We start from the raw sequence: 23,238 nt of genomic DNA on the forward strand, positions 1-23,238 counted from the left end.
AATTTTTGCCCAGGCCGCACAATTTAGGCACAGACCTGGGAAGAGATGCCGAAAAAGCATCAATGCGGACGAATTTTGATGCTTTTCAAAGCGCAAGGCAATCGCTCAAATGCAAGAAATGGGCCTCAACAATGACGTCCCATGGCAGATAAGGGGAACAGTCAGCCATGCATAATACATTGAAGATAAAAGCATTTTTCGCCGCCATGGGTCTGGCCGCAGCAATCGTCTCGGCTGGACCCGCAAACGCACTCGATAAAGTCACCTACGGCACCAACTGGCTTGCCCAGGCCGAGCATGGCGGCTTCTATCAGGCCATTGCCGATGGCACATACAAAAAATATGGCCTCGACGTCACCATCGTCCAGGGCGGCCCCAATGCCGCCAATTCGGCTTTGCTGATTTCCGGCAAGCTTGATTTCTACATGGGCGGCCCGCAGCAAGAGATCGATGCGGTCAAGCAGGGCATTCCGATCGTCGATGTCGCGGCGATCTTCCAGAAGGACCCGCAAGTGCTGATCGCCCATCCGGATGCCGGCGTGGAGAAATTCGAGGATCTCGCCAAGCTGCCGACGCTATTCCTGAGCAAGGACGGCTATATCACCTATTTCGAGTGGATGAAGGCGAATTTCCCGGGCTTCAAGGACGAGCAGTTCAAGCCCTATAATTTCAGCCCGGCGCCCTTCCTCGCCGACAAGCAGTCGGCGCAGCAGGGATATGTCACCTCGGAACCCTATGAGATCGAGAAGCAGGCTGGCTGGAAGCCGAAAGTCTTCCTGATCGCCGATGCCGGCTATTCGCCCTATTCGACGATGATCACCGCGCAGAAGGCGCTGGTCGACAAGAATCCCGATCTCGTGCAACGTTTCGTCAATGCCTCGATCGAAGGCTGGTACAACTATCTCTACGGCGACAACAAGGCGGCCAACGAGCTGATCAAAAAGGACAATCCCGATATGACGGATGGCCAGATCGCCTATTCCATCGCCAAGATGAAGGACTATGGCATCGTTGAATCCGGTGACGCTCTCGACAAGGGCATCGGCTGCCTCACCGAGGCGCATTACAAGAAGTTCTTCGACGAGATGGTGCAGATCAAGATCTTCGATGCCGATATCGACTACAAGAAAGCTTTCGATACGCAGTTCGTCTGCAAGGGCGTCGGCATGTCGCTGAAGAAGTAAGCCTTGACACCTCCCCTTGAGGGGGAGGTCGCCGTAAAGCGGCGGGTGGGGGTGATGTTCTCGGATTTGCAAAAGATCACCCCACCCCGGAGCTTCGCTCCGATCCTCCCCTCAACGGGAGGGTGGATCAACAAAGAGCCGAACAATGACACTATCGGAAACCATTGCGACAAATCGAACGGAAGCACGCAAGCGGCCGCTCGTCATCATGGAGCAGGTCTCCAAGACCTTCTCGAACGGCACGTTGGCGCTGTCGGACATGTCGCTCCATGTGGAGAGCGGCGAATTCATAAGCCTGCTCGGACCTTCCGGCTGCGGCAAGTCGACGGCTTTGCGTATCATCGCCGGCCTCGGCGGTGCTTCCAGCGGCAGGATCGATTGGCCGAGTTCACGCATCAACGCGAAGGGCCTGCCGGAGGGCGATATCGGCTTCGTCTTCCAGGAACCGACGCTGCTCCCTTGGAAGACGGTGTTCGGCAACGTCCACCTGCCCCTGAAGCTAAGGGGAATTTCGAAAGTTGCCGCCCATGAACAGATCATGGAAACATTGGCGACGGTCGGCCTTCAGGACTTCGCCGATGCCTATCCGCGGGAGCTGTCCGGCGGCATGAAGATGCGGGTTTCGATCGCGCGTGCGCTGGTAACGAAACCGAAGCTGCTGCTGATGGACGAGCCCTTTGCCGCGCTCGATGAAATCACGCGCCAGAAGCTCAATGACGACGTGCTGCGCCTCTGGCACACAACAGGCATCACCGTCATCTTCGTCACGCATTCCGTCTATGAATCCGCCTATCTCTCCAACCGCATCGTCGTCATGAAGGCGCGGCCGGGCCGCGTCCACACCGACTTCCCCCTGCAAACCAGCGGCGAACGCGATCCGCTCTATCGCTCATCGGAAGAATACCGGGAGGTGTGCGAAAAAGTATCCCGTTCCCTGATCGAGGCCATCGGCTGGCCGGAGGCCCATTGATGAGCGACAGCACCAGCCTGCCCGCCATTCTTTCCGCTGAAACAATCAATGCGCCGGCTACCGCCGCCAGGCAGCGCAATCTAGAACGCGCGCTCGGCGTCGTCGTACCGATCGCGACCGTTCTCGTGCTTCTCATCCTCTGGCAGCTTCTCGTCGTCGGCACCGGCATTCCGCAATATATTCTGCCGAGCCCGATCGCCGTCGCCAAGGCGCTTGTCTCCGATTGGGGCATTCTCTGGCCGGCGCTGTGGGTGACGACCGAAATCACCTTCATATCCCTCGTCCTGGCGCTGATCGGCGGCGTCGGCTTTGCCATCTTCCTTGTGCAGTCCCGCTGGATCGAACTCGCCTTCTATCCGCTCGCCGTCATTCTTCAGGTGACGCCGATTGTCGCGATCGCACCGTTGATCCTGATCTATGCGCCGACACGCGAAGCAGCGCTTTTAATCTGCGGCTTCCTCGTTGCCTTTTTTCCAATCCTGTCCAACATGGTGCAGGGATTGAAAAGCGTCGACCATAATCTGCTTAATCTCTTTGATCTCTACGGTGCCTCGCGCTGGCAGGCCTTGCTGCATCTGAAGCTGCCGGCAGCCCAGCCCTATTTCATGACGGGCTTGAGGATCGGCGGTGGCCTGTCGCTGATCGCATCGGTCGTCGCGGAATTCGCCGCCGGCTCCGGCGGTCCGAATTCGGGCCTGGCGTTCCGCTTGCTGGAAGCGCAATACCGCCAGAACATGCCGCGGCTCTTCGCGGCACTGCTGCTTCTGTCGGCGCTCGGCGTCGCCATCTTCGCCTTCACCTCCTTCATCTCATGGCTGAGCCTGCATCGCTGGCATGAGAGCAGCCTCAAGCGGGAGAACTGATGTCCCACGCCTTCATGTCGCCGCCGAATGCCGCTCGCTTCGTGCTGAGCAATGCTACCGTTCCCGCCGTGACGCTGTCCGGCTTTCCGGCACCCTCCAGTGAGGGCCTCGTCAAGGCCGATATCGTCGTGGCCGACGGCCTTATCAGCGATATCCGCGCGCCGGGTACATCGCCGGTGGAATATGCCAAGGTCGATATGAGGGAGGGCATGGTCTGGCCGACTTTCGCCGACATGCACACCCATCTCGACAAGGGCCACATATGGGAGCGCCGCTCCAACCCGGACGGTAGTTTCATGGGCGCGCTTGATGCCGTGCGCACCGACCGCGAAGCCAACTGGTCGCCCGATGATGTGCGCAAGCGCATGGAATTCTCGCTGCGCTCGGCTTACGCCCATGGCACAGGCTTGATCCGTACCCATCTGGATTCACTAGCGCCGCAGCACCGCATTTCCTTCGAGGTTTTCGCCTCGGTTCGCGAAGCCTGGAAGGACAAGATCGCGCTGCAGGCCGTCGCTCTCTTTCCGCTCGACAGCATGGTGGACGATGCCTTCTTCGCCGATCTGCTTCGCGTCGTTTGCGACACCGGCGGCTTGATGGGCGGTGTCACTCAGATGAATCCGGACCTTGAGGGCCAGCTGGACAAACTGATCCGCGCAGCCGCCGACAACGGTCTCGACATTGATCTGCATGTCGACGAGACAGAAGACAGGGAGGTGCTGACGCTGAAGGCGATTGCCGAAGCCGTGCTTCGCAACGGCTTCACGGGCAAGGTCACAGCCGGCCATTGCTGCTCGCTTGCCCGGCAGGACGAGGATGTGGCAAGCGCCACCATCGAACTCGTCGCCAAGGCCGGGATTTCCATCGTCTCGCTGCCGATGTGCAACATGTATCTGCAGGACCGTCATGCCGGCCGCACACCGCGCTGGCGCGGTGTCACCCTTCTGCATGAGCTTGCCGCCGCCGGTGTTCCCACAGCCGTTGCCTCCGACAATACCCGCGATCCCTTCTATGCTTATGGCGATCTCGATCCAGTCGAAGTGTTCCGGGAAGCCGTGCGCATCCTGCATCTCGACCATCCGCTGGATACGGCCGCAAGGGTCATCACCACCTCGCCCGCAGAGATACTTGGCCGCCCGGATATCGGGCGGATCGCCGTCGGCAGCCCCGCCGATCTCGTGCTTTTCAGCGCCAGGCGATGGAGCGAATTCCTTTCCCGTCCGCAGTCCGACCGCGTCGTCCTTCGCAAGGGCAAGGTGATCGACCGTAGCCTGCCGGATTACCGTGAACTCGACAGCGTCATTGGAGCCTGACATGCCGGATTACCAGCGCATCAAGAAAGAACTCGAAGGCATCGCCGTCGAAGACAATCCGGCGCTCGTGCGTCAGAAGAGCCGCGACTTCTATTGGTATTCACCGATCCTGAAGGCCCAGCTCGACAATGTCACAGCCGATCTCGTCGTGACGCCGAAGACCGAGGAAGAGGTGATCCGCACTTTGAAGGTCGCCTACGCGCATGACGTACCCGTCACGCCGCGTGGCGCGGGCACCGGCAATTACGGCCAGGCGATGCCGCTTTCCGGCGGTATAGTGCTCAATCTCGCCGCGATGAACAGGATCAAGGAGATCCATCCCGGCCGCGTCGTCTGCGAGCCCGGAATCGTTATTGCCGAACTCGACCGCCAGACCAGGGCCCATTCGGGCCAGGAACTGCGCTTCCATCCTTCGACCGCGCAGACGGCGACGATCGGCGGCTTCATCGCCGGCGGCTCGGGCGGTGTCGGCTCGATCACCTGGGGCGGCCTGCGCGATCTCGGCAACATCCTGCGGCTGCGCGTCGTGACGATGGAAGCAGAACCCCGCACTCTCGATCTCACCGGCTGGGATCTGACCAAGGTCAGCCATGCCTACGGCACCAACGGCATCATCACCGAAATCGAGATGCCGCTGGCGCCGGCCTATGATTGGGTCGATGTGCTGGTCGGTTATGACGACTTCATGGATGCCGTGCGCTTCTCCGATGCGCTCGCCAAATGCAACGGCATTCTGGTCAAGGAGATCGCCCCGATCGCCGCTCCCATTCCGCACGAATATTTTACCCGCCACAAGCCCTATATCCGTCAGGGGCAATCGATCGTGGCGCTGATGATCGCGCCGCACTCGATGGATCCTTTCGTTGCCTTCACCATGCAGCAGAAGGGTGAAATCACCTTCCGCTCCGACAAGGTGGAGAGCATGAAGGGCATTCCGCATGCCTATGAACTCGCCTGGAACCACACGACGCTGCGCGCTATCAAGGTCGATCCGTCGATCACCTATCTGCAGGTGCAGTATCCGGGGCCGGACCACGTCGCCAAAGTCCAGAAGATGGTGGAGATTTTCGGCGACGAGGTGCCCGGTCATCTCGAATTCATCAAGTTCGACGGCCAGATCCAGTGCTCGGGCTTGCCGCTGGTGCGCTATACCTCAGAGGCGCGGCTTGAGGAGATCATTAGGATTCATCAGGACCACGGCTGCCCGATCTTCAACCCGCATCGCTATACGCTGGAGGAAGGCGGCATGAAGCAGACGGACGCCGTGCAGCTTGCCTTCAAGAAGGAAACAGACCCGAAGGGCCTGCTCAACCCTGGCAAGATGATTGCCTGGGACGATCCGAATTTCGATTTCAAATCCGGCAAGAATTACCTCTTCCCCGGCCTTGCAGCGCTGATGGAGGCCTCATGAAGGTTCTCGTCCTTCATTCCCATCCGGTCGAGGAAAGCTATGGCGCCGCGCTGCACCGGCAAACCGTCGAGAGCCTGAAGGGCGCCGGCCACGAGGTCGACGATTGCAATCTTTATGCGGAAGGGTTCGATCCCGTACTGTCACGCCAAGACCGCGTGATCTATCATGACTATCCTGGCAATATCGAGGCGGTAAAATCCTATGTCGAGCGGTTGCAGCGCGCGGAAGCCTTAGTCATCGTCACGCCCGTCTGGAATTTCGGCTTTCCTGCGATCCTCAAGGGTTATTTCGACCGGGTCTGGCTGCCCGGCGTCTCCTTCGAACTCGTTGACGGCAAGGTGCGCTCAAAGCTGCAGCACATCCGCAAGCTTGGGGCGGTGCTGACCTATGGCGCCGACCCGTTCCGCGCCTTCATCGCCGGCAACCCTCCGAAGAAGATCGTCAAGCGTGTCCTGCGCGCCCAGATCAAGCCCTTCGCCCCGGTCGTTTTCCTTGCCCATTACGACATGAACCGCTCGACCGACGAGACGAGAGGGCTCTTCCTTGACAAGGTAAAGCGGGAAATGGCGCGCTTCTGAGATTGAGCGCGCTTGTTATAGCCGATCTCTAAGCCTATCCGCGGTGACGTTCCGGCCACGCCGGAAAACACCCAAAATCATTACCTGATCGCGTTCAACGACGAAAGCAATCGACGTTGTGCGGCGGTAGCCGATAACACGAAGCCCCGGCACCGGCCCTTCGTGAACGGTCCCGCGCTCCGCAAACGTTGCAAGCCCTCAATAAGCTCATAAAATACCGCCGACACTAATTGCCGGCAATCACTGGCCGAAATTGGCAGCCACGTCGTCAAAAATCTGGTCAAGCTCTGCCGGCGTGGATGACTTCGTTACGGTCATGGTAACGGCCAGATTCAAGCTGGCGCTGGATGAACGGCTCGTCGTGATCGGTCAAGGCTTGGCGGTTGCGCATTGTGGTCTCCTTACCCTGATTGTGGGGTGGGAAGCGGATTTCTGCAATGGTTTTGCGGCACCGGCAAACCATCGAGGAGATCGATACGTTATCCCGCTTCGCGCCGCGTTCAGATGCGACATCAAATCATCGACCCGGCGGTGATACCGCCGAGGCGATTTTCCACGCCGACATCTGCCACATTGAACTGATTGCTCATCACTCACATGGCCAGCGCATAGGACGCCTGCTCTACCCGCAGATGCTCGAGCATCCGTGCGATCCCTTCCTCCAGGCTGATCGACGGAGTTAATCCGTAGGAGCGTTGCAGGGCCGTATCGCCGCAGCGGTAGAAGACGCCTTCCGGGTGGCTCGATCGTCCGATGACGGCAGGTTGCCAACCGATCTGCTGGCTGATGGTCTCGGCCAATTGGATGAAGGAGGTGGCGATGCCGGTTGATAGGTTGAGGCTCGCACCATCGGGGAGCAATTCCCGCGTCTGCCAGATGAATTCGATGCAGTCGGAAATGTGGATGAAATCGCGGCATTGACGGCCGGAGCCCCAGACGAAGACTTCCGCCGCGCCCTTTTCCGCCAGCAGCCGGCGACAGATCGCCGGGAAAGGATAGGCGAGATCCTGATCTTCGCCATAGCCGCTGAACGGTCTATAGGCGATGGCTCGCCGGCCATAGCGCTCGACATAGAGTTTCATCAGATATTCGCCGGTGAGTTTCGCCCATCCATAGCTGAGATCGGGCACGCCGACGGCGGCGTCGAAATTGATCATGTCCTCCGCCAGCAGCCGATGATTGTCGACGGTCTGTAGCGAGACCGGATAGGCTGCGCTGGAGCTGAAGAATATCACCGAACCCGGCTTGGCCCGCGACGCCCACTGCCATAGTTCCGCATCGACCGACAGATCCTCGGCGACATCGAGTGCCCGCGTTTCCAGCGTCACCCGGCCGCCGACCAGCGCCGCCAGATGGAAGACATAGTCAAAATGCTCAGGCGCGCGCGTGAAGAACGTGCGGCAGTCTTCCTCATGGAAACTGAAGCGCGAACGCGTAAAGCGCTGCCATAGATCAGGATGAAGCGCCCCTGTTCCTGTAACCAGTGAATCGACGCAGACGACATCCAATCCCTCGGCAAGAAGTCGCTGGATCAGATGTCGGCCGACGAAGCCACAACCGCCTGTCACCAAAGCGCGCATTATTGTTCCCCCCAACCTAATGTTCCGAAAAGCTGCCCCGCCCCATGTAGATATCCACCATGCGGCGTCCCCATTCCGCTCTGCTCGGTGCGATATGCTGGCCGAGGGCCAATGCTCCTTCGCTTAACCGCCGCATCAGGTGGTCGTCATCGGTCTGCGCCAATTTCTCCGCCAGCGACGCGGCATCGCCACTTGTGAAAACCAGACCCGCGCCATGCTTTTCGACCTCTTCTGCAATCAGCGCGTTGCTGCTGACGATGACCGGGATGCCGGACATCAAGGCTTCGGCGGCAACCAGGCCGTAAGGCTCGGGCATGCGCGACGGCATGACGAAAACACGCGCTTCGCCGGCAATCCTCGCAACCTCTTCATCGCTCAGCCAGCCGGGCACGAAGCAATGCGGCAGCGCGCGCTGCATTTCCTCAAGCAACGGCCCCCGCCCGATGAGCGTGGCGGTTCTGCCGGTCTGATTAAGGGCATCCGCCAGCGTCCGCACACCTTTTTCCCAGCACATGCGGCCGAGAAAGACGGTGCGGCGGTTGCGCCACGCCTCCACCGGCGTCCGCGTCAACGGCTCGGTCGGCGTGCGCAATGTCATGAAGTGCTGCAAAGGGCCGGAGCGCAGATGCGCCTCCATGTTTTCATGGGCGAGCACAATACCGACGCGGCTCCAGAATTCCTCGCCGACACCCCGCTGTGTCAGGGTGCGGCGGAAACGCCAAAGCTTATGGAAATAATTGCGCTTGTCGCAATTGGTCGTGAGACACGCGGCAGACAGTGGCTTGATATCGCAAACATCGCCGCTGTGGAAATTGATGAGCCCGCCGTTCGGACAGCTCAGGAAGAAGTCATGCGCCGTGACGATGACTTTGACCTCGTGTTTGGCAAGTGCATAAAAGATCGACGGCGACAGGATCTGGGACCAGCCATGCACGTGGACGACGGTCTCTTCATCCGACTCCCGAAGCAAACCCTCCATCGCCTCATGAGCGCGCCGATTGTAGTTTTTCGCGAGGATATCCCCGAACGCCGGACCTTCTCGAAGGGGTCGTTCGCCAAGCGCAACCGTGCGGATACCGGCGAACCGCGGCTTGAGACCTTCCCCGTCATCGCCGACCAGTATGGCGCAGGTCAGGCCCGCATCCCGGCTTGCATCGAGACATTGCAACGCCACCTTGGTGGCGCCACCGCGAACCGTCGAGACATCATTGACAAGGATGAGACGCATGAGATCGGCAACTCGTCCGCTTGTGTTATCCGGGTTGAACGAAGAAACCGCCCTCTCACGTTCACGCCCGCTACATAAAGCGCCCTAACACAATGACTTTTCAATTCATCCATTCGCACGAGGACATCCCGCTTTCAGATTGAATCCACAGGATTTCATCACTTGAAAGGACAGAAGCGCCGCTGGCGCGCGCTTACCGTTACGCTCGGCTCTGCTGATTCTATATGCCTACGAAATCAAGGCGCTCGTGAACGGGATTTGCGCAATCGCTCGATAGCGGTTGCGCGCATCACAATATGCGTCACCAGTTCCTAGTGGACGCTGGGAATCTTCACGACCGCGGCGAAATCTTCCGCCACCAGTTCGCTGATTGCGATCAGGACCTCCTCGGCCGTGAAGCCGGCGGCGATCGTATCGTCTATCAAATCCCGCAGATCGGGCTCGATGACGTCACGGCAATCTTCGAGCCGCTCATCGGAGACCGTGATATTATTCAATTCTTCCATCTCGCGCCCTCTTCAAAAGATATTCGCGGCCGGCTCGATGCATCGGCCGCCGTTGAGCTGTTATCGAGCAGAAGCCCGGCGCTTGGCAGTCGGCAAGAGCCCCTCGCGCTGCAGCTTCTTGCGCACAGCCTTGCGCTGCCGGGCAACCGCCTGTGCTTTTTCGCGAACCCGGCGCTCGGAAGGCTTTTCATAGGCGCGACGCTCCCTCATTTCCCGAAAGAGACCTTCCCGCTGCATCTTCCTCTTCAAGGCACGCATGGCCTGTTCGACATTGTTGTCTCTGACGATGACCTGCATCTTCTTTCTCCTTGTTGTCGTTGTTGAATTCAGCCGAGCTGATCGGCAATGATGGCCTGAAGCTCCTGCCTCGTGAGAAGGCAGGGATATGGCTTCCAGTTCGTGTCCGGCCGTTTGACGGCTTCGCCGCGCTCGCGCGGCTTTACCGCCGCCGGCACGGCGGCAGTGTTTTGCATGTTCAATCGAAATCCTTGGCCGCCCGAGGCGGCGAAATGGCTCGGCAGCGCTTGACGCGCAAAATTATCGACGTCCTTGAAACGTCTGCCACAGCCGTGTGTGAAATTTGGGTGATGGCCAAAAGATAGGAAGCGCCCTGTCATATTACAAGGCAGCCGCGCGCACAGCTGGAAAACGGGATGTTGTGCCATCCTATATGGGTTTAGATGCTACCGAGCGCGCGGAAGAGACTAACCCAGAGGATTCGGGCCAGTGAAATGGATCTTACATTCTCCCCGCGATCTGCTTAGCTGGAGCATCGGTTTGGTGGTAAACTTCCTACCAGAAAGCGGATGAGGACAGCCATGTCTAATGTCTCAAAGGTCAGCATTGCAGTAACGCCGCAGCAAGCTGAGCTTTTACGCGATGCGGTCGAGAGGGGTGCATATGCCAGTAGCAGCGAAATTGTCCGCGAAGCCATGCGTGACTGGTCTGCGAAATGGGCTAGCCGGAAGGCCGATATTCAGCATCTGCGCGAATTGTGGGCGCAGGGTAAAGCCAGCGGCGCGCCGCAAGCTGTTGATTTCGATGCAACCCGCGAAAAAGCCCGCCAGAAATTGAACGCCGCTCGCGGTCATGGCGGTTAAGCTCGCTTGGTCGCCTCAAGCCGAGGACGACGTTATCAGTATTATGTCGAGATAGGTCTTCACCAACCACAAGCTGCTGAACGCTATTATGAGCAGTTTAGGCAGAAAGTCGGCCTTTTGGCCGATGCTCGATATCCCTGTTCGAAGATGAGAACGACGCACAATCTAGCGGGATAGCCGAGGATTTATCTACCAAAGCAGTAATTGGCTGTGTCGACAATAATCTGACGGGCCGAAGAAGACGATCTCAGGCCCAGCTCGGACATGACCCGGCGTATATGGATTGCCGTCAGCACCATATGCCACTATCTTTGAGCCCAGGCACATTTACTACAAAGGAGGTTGCCTATGTCATCGCGGGACGCCTGATCCAGCAATACCAAAACTTCTGTCTTTCCAAAGACATCGACTTCACACGCATAGAATCCGTACGGCCGCACGACAATACCACGCTTTTCTGCAGCGCTGGGATGCAGCAGTACAAACACCTCTTCTCCGATCCCTCCCACATTGGAACCGTTGCCAACGTTCAGGCCTGCCTGCGAATGGGCGATCTCGACGAAATCGGGGACGGGACGCATTTCCTTCATTTCACGATGCTCGGTCTCTTCTCCTTCCGAGAAATGAGCGTCGGTGACGCGATCGATTTCTGGATCGAGTTTCTCGGCTCGATTGGCCTGGTGCCAGACCATGTCACGATCCATTCGGACCGCCTGGAGGAATGGTCGCCGCTTTATCGAGACCGTATCCCCATCGTACCGGATGACGGATGCATATGGAGCGATGGCAGCGTCAGCGGTTACTGCACCGAGTTCTACAAGAACGGCATTGAGATCGGGAATATCGTCAATCCGCTCGGGACCTGTATCGACGTCGGGTTTGGTGCCGAACGCCTTGACATGATCTTGAACGGCACGCCGCCCAGCGATGCGCTCAGCACGCTAAGCGACACCGTCATGAAGATCGTCGAGAGCGGCTATCGACCGGGAAGCAAGGAGCAAGGATATGTATTGCGAAAACTCCTTCGTCGCATCCATGTGCTCGGCGGAAAACTCGACCATCCTTATTTCGAGCAGGAAGTTGAGCGCCAGGAGCGACTACACTCCAAATATCTGCGCCTTCGCGACAAATATCCTGAGATGAGTCCGGAATGGTGGTTCGATACGCATGGGATCGACCTTTCCGACATGCAGGCAAGGAGGTCGAGCTAGTCTGATCGTTAAGAAAGCGGCGAAGGAGCGCGCGGACGGTTTCATCGCCGCTCCATCGCCTCCGGCCGGCGACCAAATACAGGCCTACGCCGCACCCGGCGGAAATGGTCGGAAGAAAGCCGCCAATTGGTAGGATCATTTAGACGCGCTTGTATTGCCAGCACTGGTTGCTTTGAGATAGACCCGTTCCATCTCACCCGTGTTCAGATTCTCCGGAGCATCCGAAATGCGCCTTCAACCGCAGCAGCGAATTTATGTCTGCTTTTTCCTCTTTGCGGTATCGATGGGCGCATTGCTGTCGCGCCTTCCCGATCTGCAGGACGCCTTGCAGATCGACAAATCCGAGCTCGGCCTGACGTTGATCGGTGCGGCCATCGGCGCATTGATATCGCTGACATTGGCGTCACCGGTCGTAGCGCGCCTTGGCGCGCGCAAAACCGCGTTCGTTACCGTGCTCGGGACATCGGCGATGCTCGCGCTCGTGCCATGGATGGGTGCGGCGCCTCTGGTCTTTGCCGTGCTGTTTTGCGAAGGCTTGCTGGCGGGCGCTCTCGAAATCAATCTTAACGTCGAAATCGATCGCATCGAGGCCCAGCTCGGCCGGGGTGTGATGAACAGGGCGCATGGCTTCTGGAGCCTCGGCTTTTTCGTCACCGCTCTCGTATCCTCCGCGGTCCGTCAAGCAGGCGTGCCGATGCAGCTGCATCTTGCCCTGACATTCGCCTTTGTCCTCATCGTCGGCTTTATCACGATCGCCGGTATGCGAAATGCCCCCGCACGCGCGACGCATGACCATGCAGACGAAGGCCATATCGCACTGCCAACGCTTGGCCTGCTGCCTCTTTGCGTGATCGGGATCGCGGCATTCCTGGTCGAGGGCGCCGGCATCGACTGGTCGGCGATCTACATGCGCGACGTCTTTCACGCCGAGCCGTTCATCGGGGGGCTCGGCCTGACGCTGTTCACCTTTTTCATGGCATTGGCGAGATTGTTCGCCGACCCGTTTGTCGATCGCTACGGCTCCAGGGCCGTTGCGCTCTTCCTGCTGCTTCTGTCGACCGCCGGGCTTTGCGCCGTCTGGCTTGCCCCGCATCCCAATGTGGCTCTCGTGGGATTTGCCTTCATGGGCGCCGGCTGCAGCGCGGTCTATCCGCTGGCGGTTTCAGCCGCCGCACAGCGCACCGATCGTCCGGCACATGTCAATGTTGCCGCTCTCGGGCAAATGTCGTTCGTCGTCTTTTTCCTGGCTCCGCCGTTGCTTGGATTCGTCGCCGAACAGGCGGGCATTCGCACGGCCTATCTCGTGTGCATCCCCGTCATCCTTGCCGCCCTGATGGGTGTCGGTTCGCTCTCGGCGCGCCGCAGCGCTTTTGCGACCTCTTGAAACTCGCGGGTCAAATCAGGCATCGGCTTCACAAGTTCGACCTGCGAAGCCGGCTGTCTGTCGAGGGATACGCCATACCGCTTCCCCTCGCCCGCAGGCGGCTTGAGGCATCGCTCGCCTGCGAGGTTTTCACCAGGCAGGAGGCCGAAACCCCTTAACGCAGCGACCGGAATGCCGCCCTGACTTCATCGGTGAAAATCGCCGGTTGTTCCCAGGCGGCGAAATGCCCGCCATTGTCGGCCTCGTTGAAGTAGATCAGGTTGCCATAACAACGTTCGGTCCAGCTCTTCGGGGCCTGGTAGATTTCACCGGGAAAAACACTGACGGCAACCGGCAGCGTCGGAATCTGAATGGCATTGAAGTTGTTGGAATGATCTTCCCAATAGATCTGGGCCGCGGACGTTCCGGTTTCCGTGAACCAGTAGAGAGAGATGTCATCCAGCATTTCATCGCGGCTCAAGACCTTTTCCGGCTGCTTGTTACTGTAAGTCCAGGTGACGAACTTGTCGTAGATCCAAGCGGCCAGGCCGACCGGCGAGTCGACGAGCGAATAGCCGATGGTCTGCGGACGGGTGACCATCATATTGGCGTAGCCCGAGCTGTCGCGATAGAACGCCGCCAGCTTGTTGAAACAGGCGCGCTCCTTGTCCGTCAGATCAGCCGGAGCGGGATCGCCGGCTGCAAGGATGTGGGCAATCTCCTTCGGGACGATGCCGGGCATGTTGAGATGGATGCCGAGCAATCCCGGCACCTTCTGAAGCGCCATGCGCTGCGAGATGACCGAGCCGCAATCGCCGCCCTGCGAGACGAACCGCTCATAGCCAAGGCGATGCATCAACGTACCCCATGCCCGGCCGATATGATCCGAGCCCCAGCCCATCGTCGTCGGCTTGCCCGAGAAGCCGAAGCCGGGAATCGACGGTACAACGAGATGAAACGCGTCTTCGGCCTTGCCACCATGGGCCGTTGGGTTCGTCAAAGGATCGATCACCTTGAGCATTTCCAGGATCGAGCCCGGCCAGCCATGGGTCATGATCAGCGGCATTGCGTTTTCATGCGGGGAGCGCACGTGAATGAAGTGGATATCCAGCCCGTCGATTTCCGTGATGAACATCGGAAGGGAATTGAGCTTCTGCTCCACCTTTCGCCAATCGTAGCCGTCGGCCCAATATCCAATGAGATCGCGCAAGCGCTCGAGCTGCACACCCTGGGAATCATCGGCGACATTTTCCTTGAGCGGCCAGCGTGCCGTCGCAAGCCTCTGCTTCAACTCGGCAATCGCGCTGTCGGGGACATGAACCTTGAAGGGCTTGACGCCATCGGGCAACGCCTCCGAGCCGGCAAAGGACATCGCAGGCTTGAGCAGCGCCGCTGCACCGACGGCAGCAGCCGCGGTGACGAAGGCGCGTCGATTCAATGAGAAGGATGAAGACGACATCAGGAACTCCATATATTTGGGAGGTTGTTGAATGCCGCGAAGTTCTGCTTTCCGCGTGTATCTGCGTTGTGTCTTCAACCGTATCGAATTGTATCCGTCCGTATCAAGACCGAGGAAGGCTACGATGGATTACAGAAGCCGCGTTTTCAGGCTTTGTCGGCAAAGAGGAAATGCACACAACATGCCTCCAGCCGGATTGGTCGGCGAGAGGATGTCCGCCGGAAAGCCGCAGCCGCATGGGCAAGCGCGCCGCGCCATACGTAGCCTCTGATGGCAAATATTGGGTTCGGTCTGGGGTACAAGACGCAGCGGCGGGAATGCCAAAGTCCGCAAGATCATCGACTTGCCTGGGCTTGTCAGGACCTCCTTCCGCAATAGCGGAATGGCCTCATGGCTGAGCGCCAGGAGCGATAGGAGCGGCTATCCCGGCGGGAGGAGGAGACCGTGGATAGCCGGCCGGCCTGATTTAAAGAAATCGGGCCGGCGATTTCCAATTGCGCAATATCGCCGCACCTTATGGTGCATAGCGCGTGAAGACGTAGTCGTGATCCTTCACATTGCCGACATGGCAGCTGAGACAGGTCTCGTGCTGCGCAATATCCACCGGCTTGCCATCGATGAACCGCCCGAAGCCCCAACCGTGGCTATCGGGATATTTCTTCGAATCCTTCACCATGACCTGCACCGTTGTCGGCGCTCCCGGCACCGTTGCCGGCGCAAACTCCGTCGATTGCTTGCGCTTGTAGGCCAGCTTGACAAGGATCGAACCATCGGGAAAAGGCAGGGTACCCTTCTTATAGGCGTCGACGGCAATATCGTTGCCGAGCACCGCGCGAAGCTCGTCGAGCGGTGGGGCCTCCTGCGCCGGCGCAATGAATTTCCAGTCTCTATAACCTTCCGGGATGTTTACGCCATAAATCGGCGAGGCGTTTTCGGAGGGCGTCGCGGGGTCGGCGGACTGCGAAGCTGCAACGCCGACAGCAAGGCTTGAGACGACAAATGCGCCAAGGAATGCGAGTTTCATTTTGGACTCCTGCCCGACCGATGATTTGACGGGAGGATCGCGCCGAATTGTATCTGCCAGATTTCAGGAAGCAGCCCGATTGTATCGCAATGTAGCCTCGACAAGCGGCGGCGGGCCGTTATCTGTTGGGGAATCGAACATCAGTCCGCCTTCCCGTCGCGCGCGAGGGATGAACGGAACAGCCTTGGCGTCGTTCCCGTTCGACGCTTGAAGATATCGTAGAACCGGCTGCTGGAACCGAAACCGCAGTCATAGGCGATCTGGAGAATGGGCACCTTCGTTTCCGCAAGCTGCTGCATCGCCCGCGCCAGACGATAGCGCGTGAGATATTCGTTGACGGGAATGCCAAGGATGCTGCGGAAGATCTTGTTGGCGGTGCTCGGATGCATGCCGGCAAGCCCAGCCAGTATCGGCAGGCTGACCGGCTCGGAATAACGGGCGTGAATGAGGTCGGTCAGCGTCTCGGCTCGACCTATGGCGGCGCCGCCGCCCAATGCCGAGGATTGGCGGGCGACAGAATGATCGTCGATGGGAGCATCGAGAACGAAGCGCCGTATTCTGAGTTTGACCTCATCCACAATCAGCTGGCGCTTGGCCGCATCGCCAAATTGCCAGTCTTGCACCCACTGAGGCAAAAGGACCGCGTCGGCTGCATAAGCGCGCGCATCCGCGAAAAAACGTCCTTGCATGATCGACTGGCGAACGCCGCGATCGATCGGCAGACCGAGGAAATCAACGAGCGGAAGATAGATGCAAACGAGCGGCGCATTCAGCGTAACCGCGACCGTTCTATGGGGAATGGCCGCCCAAAAGAGCACCAGCCGCCCCGCCTCGACCTGTTCCTGCCTCCCATTGAAGATGTAGGTCATCTGACCATCGAACAGATAGTTCAGCTCGACATGATCGTGCCAATGCGCTGCGTTCATGGCGCCGGCGATGTGACGCTCGATCATGAAATCGCCCTGGGATGCGAGAAGAGCACCCTCCTCGGCGGATATGTGAAGTTTTGGCATGACTACTCGGCACCGCGGCGCGAATCCGGGAATAATCTCCCTATTATCGGGAAGAAATCCGATTTTGAAAGATGCATTCAGCTTCACAGACATCTCTTGTGGAGGCTTTTCCATGCCAAAGATCTGCCTGATCGGTGCTGGCAGCACCGTCTTTGCCCAGAACATCCTGGGCGACGTCCTCTCCAGCCAAAGCGGTGGCGATTATGTCATAAGCCTCTTCGACATCGATCCGGAACGTTTGAAAACATCCGAAATCGTTGCACGGCGCATATGCGAGGCGCTTCATCTCGACAAGGTGCACGTCGAGGCGACGCTAGACCGCAGGCAGGCGCTGCGAGGTTCGGATTTTGTCATTCTGATGATGCAGGTCGGCGGCTATAAGCCGGCCACGGTGACCGATTTCGAAATCCCGAAACGGTACGGGCTCCGGCAGACCATTGCCGATACGCTTGGGATTGGCGGCATCTTCCGAGGGCTTCGCACCATTCCCGTTCTCGAAGCGATCTGCCGCGACATGGAAGAAGTGTGCCCGAATGCCTTGCTCATGCAATACGTCAACCCGATGGCGATCAATTGCTGGGCGATCAAGGAGATTGCTCCGAGCATCCGGACCGTTGGTCTCTGCCACAGCGTACAGCACACAGCCGCCCATCTTGCCGATTGCCTTGGCGAGGATGTCGCCGACATCAATTATCTCTCGGCCGGCATCAACCATATCGCCTTCTTTCTCAAATATGAAAAGCTGCGTGCCGATGGCAGCCGCGAGGACCTCTATCCGCGCCTGCGCACCCTGGCCGAGGAAGGACGCGTCCCTTCGGATGATCGGGTCCGTTTTGATGTTCTCAAGCGGCTCGGCCATTTCGTGACGGAATCGAGCGAGCATTTTTCGGAATATACATCCTGGTACATCAAGGAAGGCCGTAGCGATCTGATCGAGCGGCTCAACATTCCCCTGGATGAATATATCCGCCGTTGCGAGGTGCAGATTGCCGAGTGGCACGAGTTGCGCCGCGATCTTGAAGGCGGCAAGCCGATAGATGTTTGCCGGAGCAACGAATATGCGGCCGGCATCATTCATGCTGCGGTCACCGGCCAGCCCGCGCTGATCTATGGAAATGTTCCGAACGACGGCTTGATCCAGAATCTGGCGAACGAATGCATCGTCGAAGTTCCATGTCATGTCGATCACAACGGCATTCAGCCGATCCGCATCGGACGCATACCCTCCCAACTCGCCGCCGTAATGAACTTGAGTATTTCCGTGCAAGGACTGACGGTCGAGGCGGCGCTGACGAAGAAACGGGATCGCATCTATCAGGCGGCTCTGCTTGATCCGCATACCTCGGCGGAGCTGTCGCCTGATCAAATATGGACGCTTGTTGACGACATGATCGAGCAGCACGGCAATCTCTTGCCCGGTTATCATTAGCCCATTTGGACGTCCCAGACATCATGTGAGCGCGCGGCTTCTTCGCAAGAGGATGCCGCGCGCTCACATTTTGTGGTTTCCGCCGATCAGAAATTAGATCAAAAAAGATCAGAATCATGATTGACATTGATCTTACTGAATGGAAACTTGAGCGAAATAGAAGCCTTCGTGGGACAGGAGTTTTCGTTGAGCCAAGCCGGGGGAGTGAAAGTGGATCGCCTCGACGCTATTCGCAGCCATCTGTATGCGAATGGATTTTCGACCATTCAGGCGCTCGCGGATGCCATCGGTGCTTCCTTGGCAACAGTGCGCAGGGACCTACAGGTTCTCGAACGAGAAGGCGCGATCGACCGCGTGCATGGCGGCGCTCGCATCGCCGAGGGATCGTCGGTGGAGCTTGCCTTTCAGGAGCGGGCCAAGCGCCATCTGTCGGCCAAGCGCGCGATCGCAACGGCTGCCTACAATCTGCTAACGCCGCGCACGGCCATTTTTCTGGATGCTGGCACGACGGTTCTGCAACTGGCACGGCTCATCCGCCTGAACCCGATGCCGCTTCGCATCTTCACCAATGGCCTGACGGTGGCGCAAGAATTTCTCAATATCCCCAATCTGGAAGTCGTCTTGCTCGGTGGGCAGCTTCGCAGCGAAAATGCTTCGCTTGTCGGGCCGCAGGCCGAAGCGATGCTCGAGAGCATCTGGTTCGATCAGCTCTTCCTCGGTGCAAGCGCCATCAGCCCGGATGGCGCGATCTATAGTGTCGACAGCGCCGAAGCGAGCCTCAACAAATGCATGCTCAGCCGTTCAGCGCATCGTTTCGTGCTCGCCGATTCCTCGAAGTTCGGCACGATGGCAACCTATAAGGTCGCTCCCCTGAGTGCCGCCAAGGTGATAACCGATGCGGGCCTTTCCGCGCATTGGCGCAGCGAACTCGTCAATCTCGGTGTCGAGACGACGATCGCGGACCTCGGAGCGCCGGAATGAGCGACGACCTAGTCCTCGGTATCGATGGCGGCGGCAGCAAGGTGCTGGTCGCGCTCGCTGATCGAGCCGGCAACATACTCCAGATGTCGCGCAGCGGCGGCGTCAATCCAATGGACAATCCGAACTGGCGGCGCGAACTGGATCTTGCGCTGTGCCCCTTCCTGGAGCGGGACCAGCCGGCGGCTGTCGCCGCCGCATTGCCGGCCTATGGCGAAGTAGCCCGCCTGTCGGAACAGCAGCGCGAGGCGATCGAGGCCAGCTTTCCCAAGGCGAAGCGGCATATTCTCAACGATGTCGACGCAGCGCATCTTGGCGCCTTTGCCGGAGAGCCAGGTATTCTGATCCTATCCGGCACAGGTTCGATGGCCTGGGCGCGCAACAGCGCTGGGGTTTCTGCACGCGTCGGCGGCTGGGGCGATGTCATCGGCGACGAAGGCAGCAGCTATTGGATCGGGCGGACAGCACTCAGTCTCGTCAGCCAGAGTCTCGACGGGCGTGCAGGCCCGACCGCGCTGGCCAAGGCCATGTTCGAATTCCTGAACCTCGACAGTATCGACCCGGTCAACGCTCTGGGAGGCTGGGTAAGTGAACTCAAAAACCCTCGTGCTGATATCGCTGCCCTTTCGGTTCTCGTCGATCGCGTCGCACGTGCCGGCGACCGAGCGGCAAAGCAGCTGATCGGCGAGGCGGCGTCCGAGCTTGCAAAGCATGCCGAAGCCATAGCGCCGCATTGCGATCCGGCGGCAGACTGGACCTATGCCGGCGGAACATTTGCAAGCCGCGCCCTGCTTGCCGCACTGGAGCGGCGCATCGGCCGTCCGGCTGTGAGCCCCAAACTTCCTCCCATCGGCGGCGCTCTTCTGGCGGCCGCCCGTCTTCTCGATTGGCCGGTGAATGACGGCTGGATCACGCAAATCGCCGCAACGGCAAAGACCGCAGCGGTGCATTCAGGTGAAGCAGACCTCAATAACAAGGAAAGAAGGGAACATGCGTAAATTAACTTTGCCATTCGTCGCCTTGGCGGCGCTCGTTGCCGCCGTTCCGGCTCTCGCTCAGGATGCGAAGCCGCTTGCCGGCCAATCGATCACGGTGCTGATGCCTTCGCCGCAAGCGCCGAATATCGCCGGCGACTTCGAAGCCGAAACCGGCATCCACGTCAACATGCAAACCTTATCTTGGGACGATATCCGCCCCAAGCTCGTCACATCGCTGATCGCGGGAACAGCGCCGGCCGATGTCACCGAATTCGATTGGTCGTGGACCGGCCAGTTCAGCGCCGCAGACTGGTATCTGCCGCTCAACGACGTGATCGACACCGACACGGTCAAGGATATCGGTGTCTCCAAGATCTTCACGGTCAACGGCAATCTGCTCGGCGTGCCCTATACCAACGACTTCCGCGTCATGCTGATCAACAAGAAGCATTTCGCCGATGCGGGCATCACGACAATGCCGAAGACACTCGACGAGCTTGTCACCGCTGCCAAGCAGATCAAGGAAAAGAAGATCGCGACCTATCCGATCGGCCTGCCGCTTTCGGCGACCGAAGGTGCGTCGACGAGCTGGTACCTGCTAACCAAAGCCTTCGGCGGCGAACTGTTCGACAAGGATTTCAAGCCGCTTTTCGTCTCGAAGGATTCCGCCGGCTACAAGGCGCTGGCCTTCGAGCTGATGCTGTTGAAGGAAGGTCTCGTCGATCCCGCCTCCACCGGCCTCAAGGACAGCCAGATCAATGAGAGCATGTTTGCCCAGGGCGTCACCAGCATCATGATCTCGGGTGAGCCGGGCAGGATCGGCCAGATGAACGATCCCAAGCAGTCGAAAGTGGCCGGTCAGATCGAGGCGATCCTGGTGCCGACGGCAAGCGGCGAGACCCGCAGCTTCGGCCTTCCCGAAGCGCTCGCCATCCCCCGCGTTTCGCAGAACAGGGAAGCCGCCATCGCCTTCGTCAAATGGTTCACCAGCAAGGAGTTCCAGAAGAAGAACGCGGCCAATGGTGCATTGCCGACCCGCACTTCGGCATTGTCCGAGCTCAACGCCGCCGGCCAGTTGTTGAGCGGCGATACACTCGTTGCGCAATCGAAGACCGTCGAGCCGCTGTTCCGACAGGGCACGCCCCCCTGGTATCCGGAATTCTCGAGTGCGGTAAATACGGCGATCAATAGCGCCGCAAAAGGCCAGGTCACCGTCGATCAGGCCATGCAGAACATCGCCGAAGCGGCAAAGCAGGCATCGGCGCAATGACAATCGCAATCTCTGCCGGTGGCAGGAGCAAGCGTGGTGCCGGCGTCAAGGCCGACACCATGCTGGGTATCCTGCTTGTCTCGCCGATCCTGATCACGATGACGGCCCTTGTCTTCTACCCGATCGGAAGAACGGTGTGGGACAGCCTGCACAGGGTCAATCCGATGCAGGCGGGAACGCCCTTTGTCGGGCTGGAAAACTACACGCGCATGCTCTCCGACGGGCAACTGGGCACGACCTGGATCAATACGTTTCTCTACGTTGTGCTCGCAGTCGTGGCCGAGATCGTGTTCGGCGTGCTTGCCGCCGCTCTTATCAATCAGGTCAAGGTCGGCCGGCAATGGCTGCTCGCAGCTGTCGTCCTGCCCTGGGCGCTGCCCGGTGTCGTCAATGCGGTGATCTGGCTCTGGATCTACCAACCCGGTGCGGGATTGCTGAACGGCATTCTCTCGGCGGTCGGCTTGCCATTCGAAAACCACGTCTGGTTCAACGATCGCACCAGCGCCATCATTGCAGTCACGGTGGTCCACGTCTGGCGCATGATGCCCCTGACCGTCGTCATCGTGCTGGCCGCCATGCAGAGCATTCCCGCTCATCTCTATGAGGCCGCGCGCATCGATGGTGCGACGCGCACACAGATGTTCGCCCTCGTCACGCTTCCGCTGGTGCGCAGCGCCATTGCCGTTGCCATGACCAACGCGACCGTCAATGCATTCAACCTCTTCGACGAAGCCTGGGTCTTGGCGGGCTCGAGCCTCGAGACGCGACCGGTTCTCGTCCAGATCTATCTCGAGACCTTCCAGAACCTGCGCTTCTCCTACGGCATGGCCTTGTCTCTCGTGATCACGCTGGTCTCGCTGCTGGTCTCGCTCGTCTATGTCCTGCGCGTCTATCGCAACACCCGGTTTGACTAATGAAACAGAGCCTTTCCTATCGTTTGCTGATCTGGGCCGGTGTCGCGGTTCTTCTGATCTGGTCGCTCGGGCCGATCTACTGGACGCTCGCAAGCTCCGTCACGCCGACCGAGGACTTCTCAGCTAGACCCATCCATTTCTTTCCGCAGCATTTCACGCTGGATCATTTCTCGCGCTTGTTCGGTATCGATATCGCTCGAATTGGCGGTGTTCAGGTCTGGTCGCAGTTTCGCGCCGCACTGATTAACAGCATCGTCACCTCGGTGGCTGCAACGCTTCTTTGCGTGGCGATATCGGCACTCGGTGCCTACGCCTTCACGCGGATCCAGTTTCCAGGCCGGGGCTTTCTGTTTGCCGCCGTCGTCGCGACGCTCGCAATCCCCGGTTATGCCGTGCTCATTCCGCTTTATCGGATCATGATCAGCCTGCATCTGGTCGATACCTATGTGGGCGTGGCGCTGATCTATGTGTCTGCCTACCTGCCTCTATCCCTTTGGCTGTTGCGCAGCGTCTTCGAGGCATTGCCGATCGCGCTTGAAGAGGCGGCACAGCTCGATGGCGCCGGCAGGCTCTACATCTTCTTCAACATCGTCCTGCCGCTTGCCGGTCCCGGCCTGACGGCAGCAGCCATCCTGACCTTTCTTGGCGCATGGGGGCAGTATCTTGTCCCGCTCATCTTCTCGCCGCAGGCGACGAAGCCCCTGACGGTGCTGATCCCGGAATTCGTCACCAAGAACTTCATTGACTATGGGCTGATCACGGCAAGCGGATCGATTGCCATCATCATCCCCGCCCTGGTCGTCATCTTTCTCAATCGATACCTCGTCAGCGGTCTGCTGGCCGGATCGGTCAAGTAAATCGGAGCTG

Annotated in this window: 24 protein-coding genes; 15 read left to right on the plus strand and 9 right to left on the minus strand. The window is 59.1% G+C overall.

All coding sequences use genetic code 11. The annotated features are described in order from the left end of the window. The first annotated feature begins 167 nt into the window (after positions 1–167). From PH552_RS03660 to PH552_RS03685, 6 genes are all read left to right on the plus strand, one after another. Complete coding sequence (locus PH552_RS03660; RefSeq protein ID WP_113248873.1) at positions 168–1,184, plus strand: ABC transporter substrate-binding protein; 1,017 nt, start codon at positions 168–170, stop codon at positions 1,182–1,184. 145 nt (positions 1,185–1,329) lie between these two features. Beyond that, positions 1,330–2,154 (plus strand): ABC transporter ATP-binding protein, encoded by an 825-nt coding sequence (locus PH552_RS03665; protein ID WP_113248874.1) that lies wholly within the window; start codon positions 1,330–1,332, stop codon positions 2,152–2,154. After that, positions 2,154–3,017, plus strand: coding sequence for an ABC transporter permease (locus tag PH552_RS03670; protein WP_112345748.1), 864 nt, complete (start codon positions 2,154–2,156; stop codon positions 3,015–3,017). Before PH552_RS03665 ends, PH552_RS03670 begins: the two co-directional genes overlap by 1 nt. Then, entirely contained in the window at positions 3,017–4,330 is a 1,314-nt protein-coding gene (locus PH552_RS03675; RefSeq protein WP_285165491.1) for a cytosine deaminase, read from the plus strand. Before PH552_RS03670 ends, PH552_RS03675 begins: the two co-directional genes overlap by 1 nt. 1 nt (position 4,331) lies before the next feature. Further along, on the plus strand, positions 4,332–5,741 hold the full coding sequence (locus PH552_RS03680; protein ID WP_113248876.1) for an FAD-binding oxidoreductase: 1,410 nt from the start codon (positions 4,332–4,334) through the stop codon (positions 5,739–5,741). Beyond that, on the plus strand, positions 5,738–6,319 hold the full coding sequence (locus tag PH552_RS03685) for an NAD(P)H-dependent oxidoreductase (protein ID WP_113248877.1): 582 nt from the start codon (positions 5,738–5,740) through the stop codon (positions 6,317–6,319). Before PH552_RS03680 ends, PH552_RS03685 begins: the two co-directional genes overlap by 4 nt. Before the next feature lie 280 nt (positions 6,320–6,599). On the opposite strand, the gene PH552_RS03690 is transcribed toward PH552_RS03685, so the two are convergent. From PH552_RS03690 to PH552_RS03715, 6 genes are all read right to left on the minus strand, one after another. Beyond that, positions 6,600–6,710 carry a type II toxin-antitoxin system ParD family antitoxin gene (locus tag PH552_RS03690; RefSeq protein ID WP_183761917.1) on the minus strand — a complete coding sequence of 37 codons (111 nt, stop codon included), beginning with the start codon at positions 6,708–6,710 and terminating at the stop codon, positions 6,600–6,602. A 202-nt stretch (positions 6,711–6,912) separates the two neighbouring features. Further along, positions 6,913–7,899 (minus strand): NAD-dependent epimerase/dehydratase family protein, encoded by a 987-nt coding sequence (locus tag PH552_RS03695; protein ID WP_210260700.1) that lies wholly within the window; start codon positions 7,897–7,899, stop codon positions 6,913–6,915. Positions 7,900–7,915: 16 nt separating this feature from the next. Further along, complete coding sequence (locus tag PH552_RS03700) at positions 7,916–9,127, minus strand: glycosyltransferase family 4 protein (RefSeq protein ID WP_113248878.1); 1,212 nt, start codon at positions 9,125–9,127, stop codon at positions 7,916–7,918. Positions 9,128–9,438: 311 nt separating this feature from the next. Further along, the gene (locus PH552_RS03705; protein WP_112345743.1) at positions 9,439–9,633 is read right to left on the minus strand and encodes a hypothetical protein; all 195 of its coding nucleotides are present in this window, start codon (positions 9,631–9,633) and stop codon (positions 9,439–9,441) included. Positions 9,634–9,693: 60 nt separating this feature from the next. After that, positions 9,694–9,930 carry a 30S ribosomal protein S21 gene (rpsU, locus tag PH552_RS03710; RefSeq protein WP_112345742.1) on the minus strand — a complete coding sequence of 79 codons (237 nt, stop codon included), beginning with the start codon at positions 9,928–9,930 and terminating at the stop codon, positions 9,694–9,696. 29 nt (positions 9,931–9,959) lie between these two features. Then, positions 9,960–10,106 carry a hypothetical protein gene (locus PH552_RS03715; RefSeq protein ID WP_169645360.1) on the minus strand — a complete coding sequence of 49 codons (147 nt, stop codon included), beginning with the start codon at positions 10,104–10,106 and terminating at the stop codon, positions 9,960–9,962. A 345-nt stretch (positions 10,107–10,451) separates the two neighbouring features. Between PH552_RS03715 and PH552_RS03720 the strand changes: the two genes are divergently transcribed. From PH552_RS03720 to PH552_RS03730, 3 genes are all read left to right on the plus strand, one after another. Beyond that, positions 10,452–10,733, plus strand: coding sequence for a ribbon-helix-helix domain-containing protein (locus PH552_RS03720; protein WP_285165721.1), 282 nt, complete (start codon positions 10,452–10,454; stop codon positions 10,731–10,733). Between the two features lie 299 nt (positions 10,734–11,032). After that, positions 11,033–11,944: an alanine--tRNA ligase-related protein gene (locus PH552_RS03725; protein WP_285165492.1), complete on the plus strand. Its 912-nt coding sequence runs from the start codon at positions 11,033–11,035 to the stop codon at positions 11,942–11,944. A 226-nt stretch (positions 11,945–12,170) separates the two neighbouring features. Beyond that, on the plus strand, positions 12,171–13,328 hold the full coding sequence (locus tag PH552_RS03730) for an MFS transporter (RefSeq protein WP_285165494.1): 1,158 nt from the start codon (positions 12,171–12,173) through the stop codon (positions 13,326–13,328). Between the two features lie 154 nt (positions 13,329–13,482). On the opposite strand, the gene PH552_RS03735 is transcribed toward PH552_RS03730, so the two are convergent. The 3 genes from PH552_RS03735 to PH552_RS03745 form a co-directional block, all read right to left on the minus strand. After that, positions 13,483–14,766, minus strand: a complete 1,284-nt coding sequence (locus tag PH552_RS03735) for an epoxide hydrolase family protein (protein WP_285165496.1) — start codon at positions 14,764–14,766, stop codon at positions 13,483–13,485. A 514-nt stretch (positions 14,767–15,280) separates the two neighbouring features. Then, positions 15,281–15,790, minus strand: a complete 510-nt coding sequence (locus tag PH552_RS03740; protein WP_112345736.1) for a cytochrome P460 family protein — start codon at positions 15,788–15,790, stop codon at positions 15,281–15,283. 140 nt (positions 15,791–15,930) lie between these two features. Further along, positions 15,931–16,803, minus strand: a complete 873-nt coding sequence (locus PH552_RS03745; protein ID WP_285165498.1) for a helix-turn-helix domain-containing protein — start codon at positions 16,801–16,803, stop codon at positions 15,931–15,933. 112 nt (positions 16,804–16,915) lie between these two features. On the opposite strand from PH552_RS03745, the gene melA reads away from it, so the two are divergent. The 6 genes from melA (at position 16,916) to PH552_RS03775 (ending at position 23,228) form a co-directional block, all read left to right on the plus strand. Continuing rightward, positions 16,916–18,232 carry an alpha-glucosidase/alpha-galactosidase gene (melA, locus tag PH552_RS03750; RefSeq protein WP_285165499.1) on the plus strand — a complete coding sequence of 439 codons (1,317 nt, stop codon included), beginning with the start codon at positions 16,916–16,918 and terminating at the stop codon, positions 18,230–18,232. Between the two features lie 186 nt (positions 18,233–18,418). After that, positions 18,419–19,213, plus strand: a complete 795-nt coding sequence (locus PH552_RS03755) for a DeoR/GlpR family DNA-binding transcription regulator (protein ID WP_285165500.1) — start codon at positions 18,419–18,421, stop codon at positions 19,211–19,213. Next, entirely contained in the window at positions 19,210–20,208 is a 999-nt protein-coding gene (locus tag PH552_RS03760) for an N-acetylglucosamine kinase (protein WP_285165501.1), read from the plus strand. Before PH552_RS03755 ends, PH552_RS03760 begins: the two co-directional genes overlap by 4 nt. Continuing rightward, on the plus strand, positions 20,201–21,457 hold the full coding sequence (locus tag PH552_RS03765) for an ABC transporter substrate-binding protein (protein ID WP_285165502.1): 1,257 nt from the start codon (positions 20,201–20,203) through the stop codon (positions 21,455–21,457). The genes PH552_RS03760 and PH552_RS03765 overlap by 8 nt, the downstream gene beginning before the upstream one ends. Continuing rightward, a complete protein-coding gene (locus PH552_RS03770) occupies positions 21,454–22,371 on the plus strand; it encodes a carbohydrate ABC transporter permease (RefSeq protein ID WP_285165504.1) in 918 nt (305 codons plus the stop codon). The genes PH552_RS03765 and PH552_RS03770 overlap by 4 nt, the downstream gene beginning before the upstream one ends. Further along, positions 22,371–23,228: a carbohydrate ABC transporter permease gene (locus tag PH552_RS03775; protein ID WP_145644960.1), complete on the plus strand. Its 858-nt coding sequence runs from the start codon at positions 22,371–22,373 to the stop codon at positions 23,226–23,228. The genes PH552_RS03770 and PH552_RS03775 overlap by 1 nt, the downstream gene beginning before the upstream one ends. The last annotated feature ends 10 nt before the right edge of the window (positions 23,229–23,238 follow it).

The organism is Rhizobium aureum (assembly GCF_030182495.1).
Taxonomy (GTDB): Bacteria; Pseudomonadota; Alphaproteobacteria; order Rhizobiales; family Rhizobiaceae; genus Rhizobium; species Rhizobium tropici_C.

Coding starts and splice junctions, on each gene's coding strand:
- PH552_RS03705 (WP_112345743.1), bottom strand. CDS start 9,633: ATGGAAGAATTGAATAATATCACGGTCTCCGATGAGCGGCTCGAAGAT.
- PH552_RS03690 (WP_183761917.1), bottom strand. CDS start 6,710: ATGCGCAACCGCCAAGCCTTGACCGATCACGACGAGCCGTTCATCCAG.
- PH552_RS03720 (WP_285165721.1), top strand. CDS start 10,452: ATGTCTAATGTCTCAAAGGTCAGCATTGCAGTAACGCCGCAGCAAGCT.
- PH552_RS03715 (WP_169645360.1), bottom strand. CDS start 10,106: ATGCAAAACACTGCCGCCGTGCCGGCGGCGGTAAAGCCGCGCGAGCGC.
- PH552_RS03670 (WP_112345748.1), top strand. CDS start 2,154: ATGAGCGACAGCACCAGCCTGCCCGCCATTCTTTCCGCTGAAACAATC.
- PH552_RS03735 (WP_285165496.1), bottom strand. CDS start 14,766: ATGTCGTCTTCATCCTTCTCATTGAATCGACGCGCCTTCGTCACCGCG.
- PH552_RS03725 (WP_285165492.1), top strand. CDS start 11,033: ATGCCACTATCTTTGAGCCCAGGCACATTTACTACAAAGGAGGTTGCC.
- PH552_RS03765 (WP_285165502.1), top strand. CDS start 20,201: ATGCGTAAATTAACTTTGCCATTCGTCGCCTTGGCGGCGCTCGTTGCC.
- PH552_RS03695 (WP_210260700.1), bottom strand. CDS start 7,899: ATGCGCGCTTTGGTGACAGGCGGTTGTGGCTTCGTCGGCCGACATCTG.
- PH552_RS03685 (WP_113248877.1), top strand. CDS start 5,738: ATGAAGGTTCTCGTCCTTCATTCCCATCCGGTCGAGGAAAGCTATGGC.
- rpsU (WP_112345742.1), bottom strand. CDS start 9,930: ATGCAGGTCATCGTCAGAGACAACAATGTCGAACAGGCCATGCGTGCC.
- PH552_RS03775 (WP_145644960.1), top strand. CDS start 22,371: ATGAAACAGAGCCTTTCCTATCGTTTGCTGATCTGGGCCGGTGTCGCG.
- PH552_RS03740 (WP_112345736.1), bottom strand. CDS start 15,790: ATGAAACTCGCATTCCTTGGCGCATTTGTCGTCTCAAGCCTTGCTGTC.
- PH552_RS03675 (WP_285165491.1), top strand. CDS start 3,017: ATGTCCCACGCCTTCATGTCGCCGCCGAATGCCGCTCGCTTCGTGCTG.
- PH552_RS03665 (WP_113248874.1), top strand. CDS start 1,330: ATGACACTATCGGAAACCATTGCGACAAATCGAACGGAAGCACGCAAG.
- PH552_RS03680 (WP_113248876.1), top strand. CDS start 4,332: ATGCCGGATTACCAGCGCATCAAGAAAGAACTCGAAGGCATCGCCGTC.
- melA (WP_285165499.1), top strand. CDS start 16,916: ATGCCAAAGATCTGCCTGATCGGTGCTGGCAGCACCGTCTTTGCCCAG.
- PH552_RS03745 (WP_285165498.1), bottom strand. CDS start 16,803: ATGCCAAAACTTCACATATCCGCCGAGGAGGGTGCTCTTCTCGCATCC.
- PH552_RS03770 (WP_285165504.1), top strand. CDS start 21,454: ATGACAATCGCAATCTCTGCCGGTGGCAGGAGCAAGCGTGGTGCCGGC.
- PH552_RS03760 (WP_285165501.1), top strand. CDS start 19,210: ATGAGCGACGACCTAGTCCTCGGTATCGATGGCGGCGGCAGCAAGGTG.
- PH552_RS03700 (WP_113248878.1), bottom strand. CDS start 9,127: ATGCGTCTCATCCTTGTCAATGATGTCTCGACGGTTCGCGGTGGCGCC.
- PH552_RS03730 (WP_285165494.1), top strand. CDS start 12,171: ATGCGCCTTCAACCGCAGCAGCGAATTTATGTCTGCTTTTTCCTCTTT.
- PH552_RS03660 (WP_113248873.1), top strand. CDS start 168: ATGCATAATACATTGAAGATAAAAGCATTTTTCGCCGCCATGGGTCTG.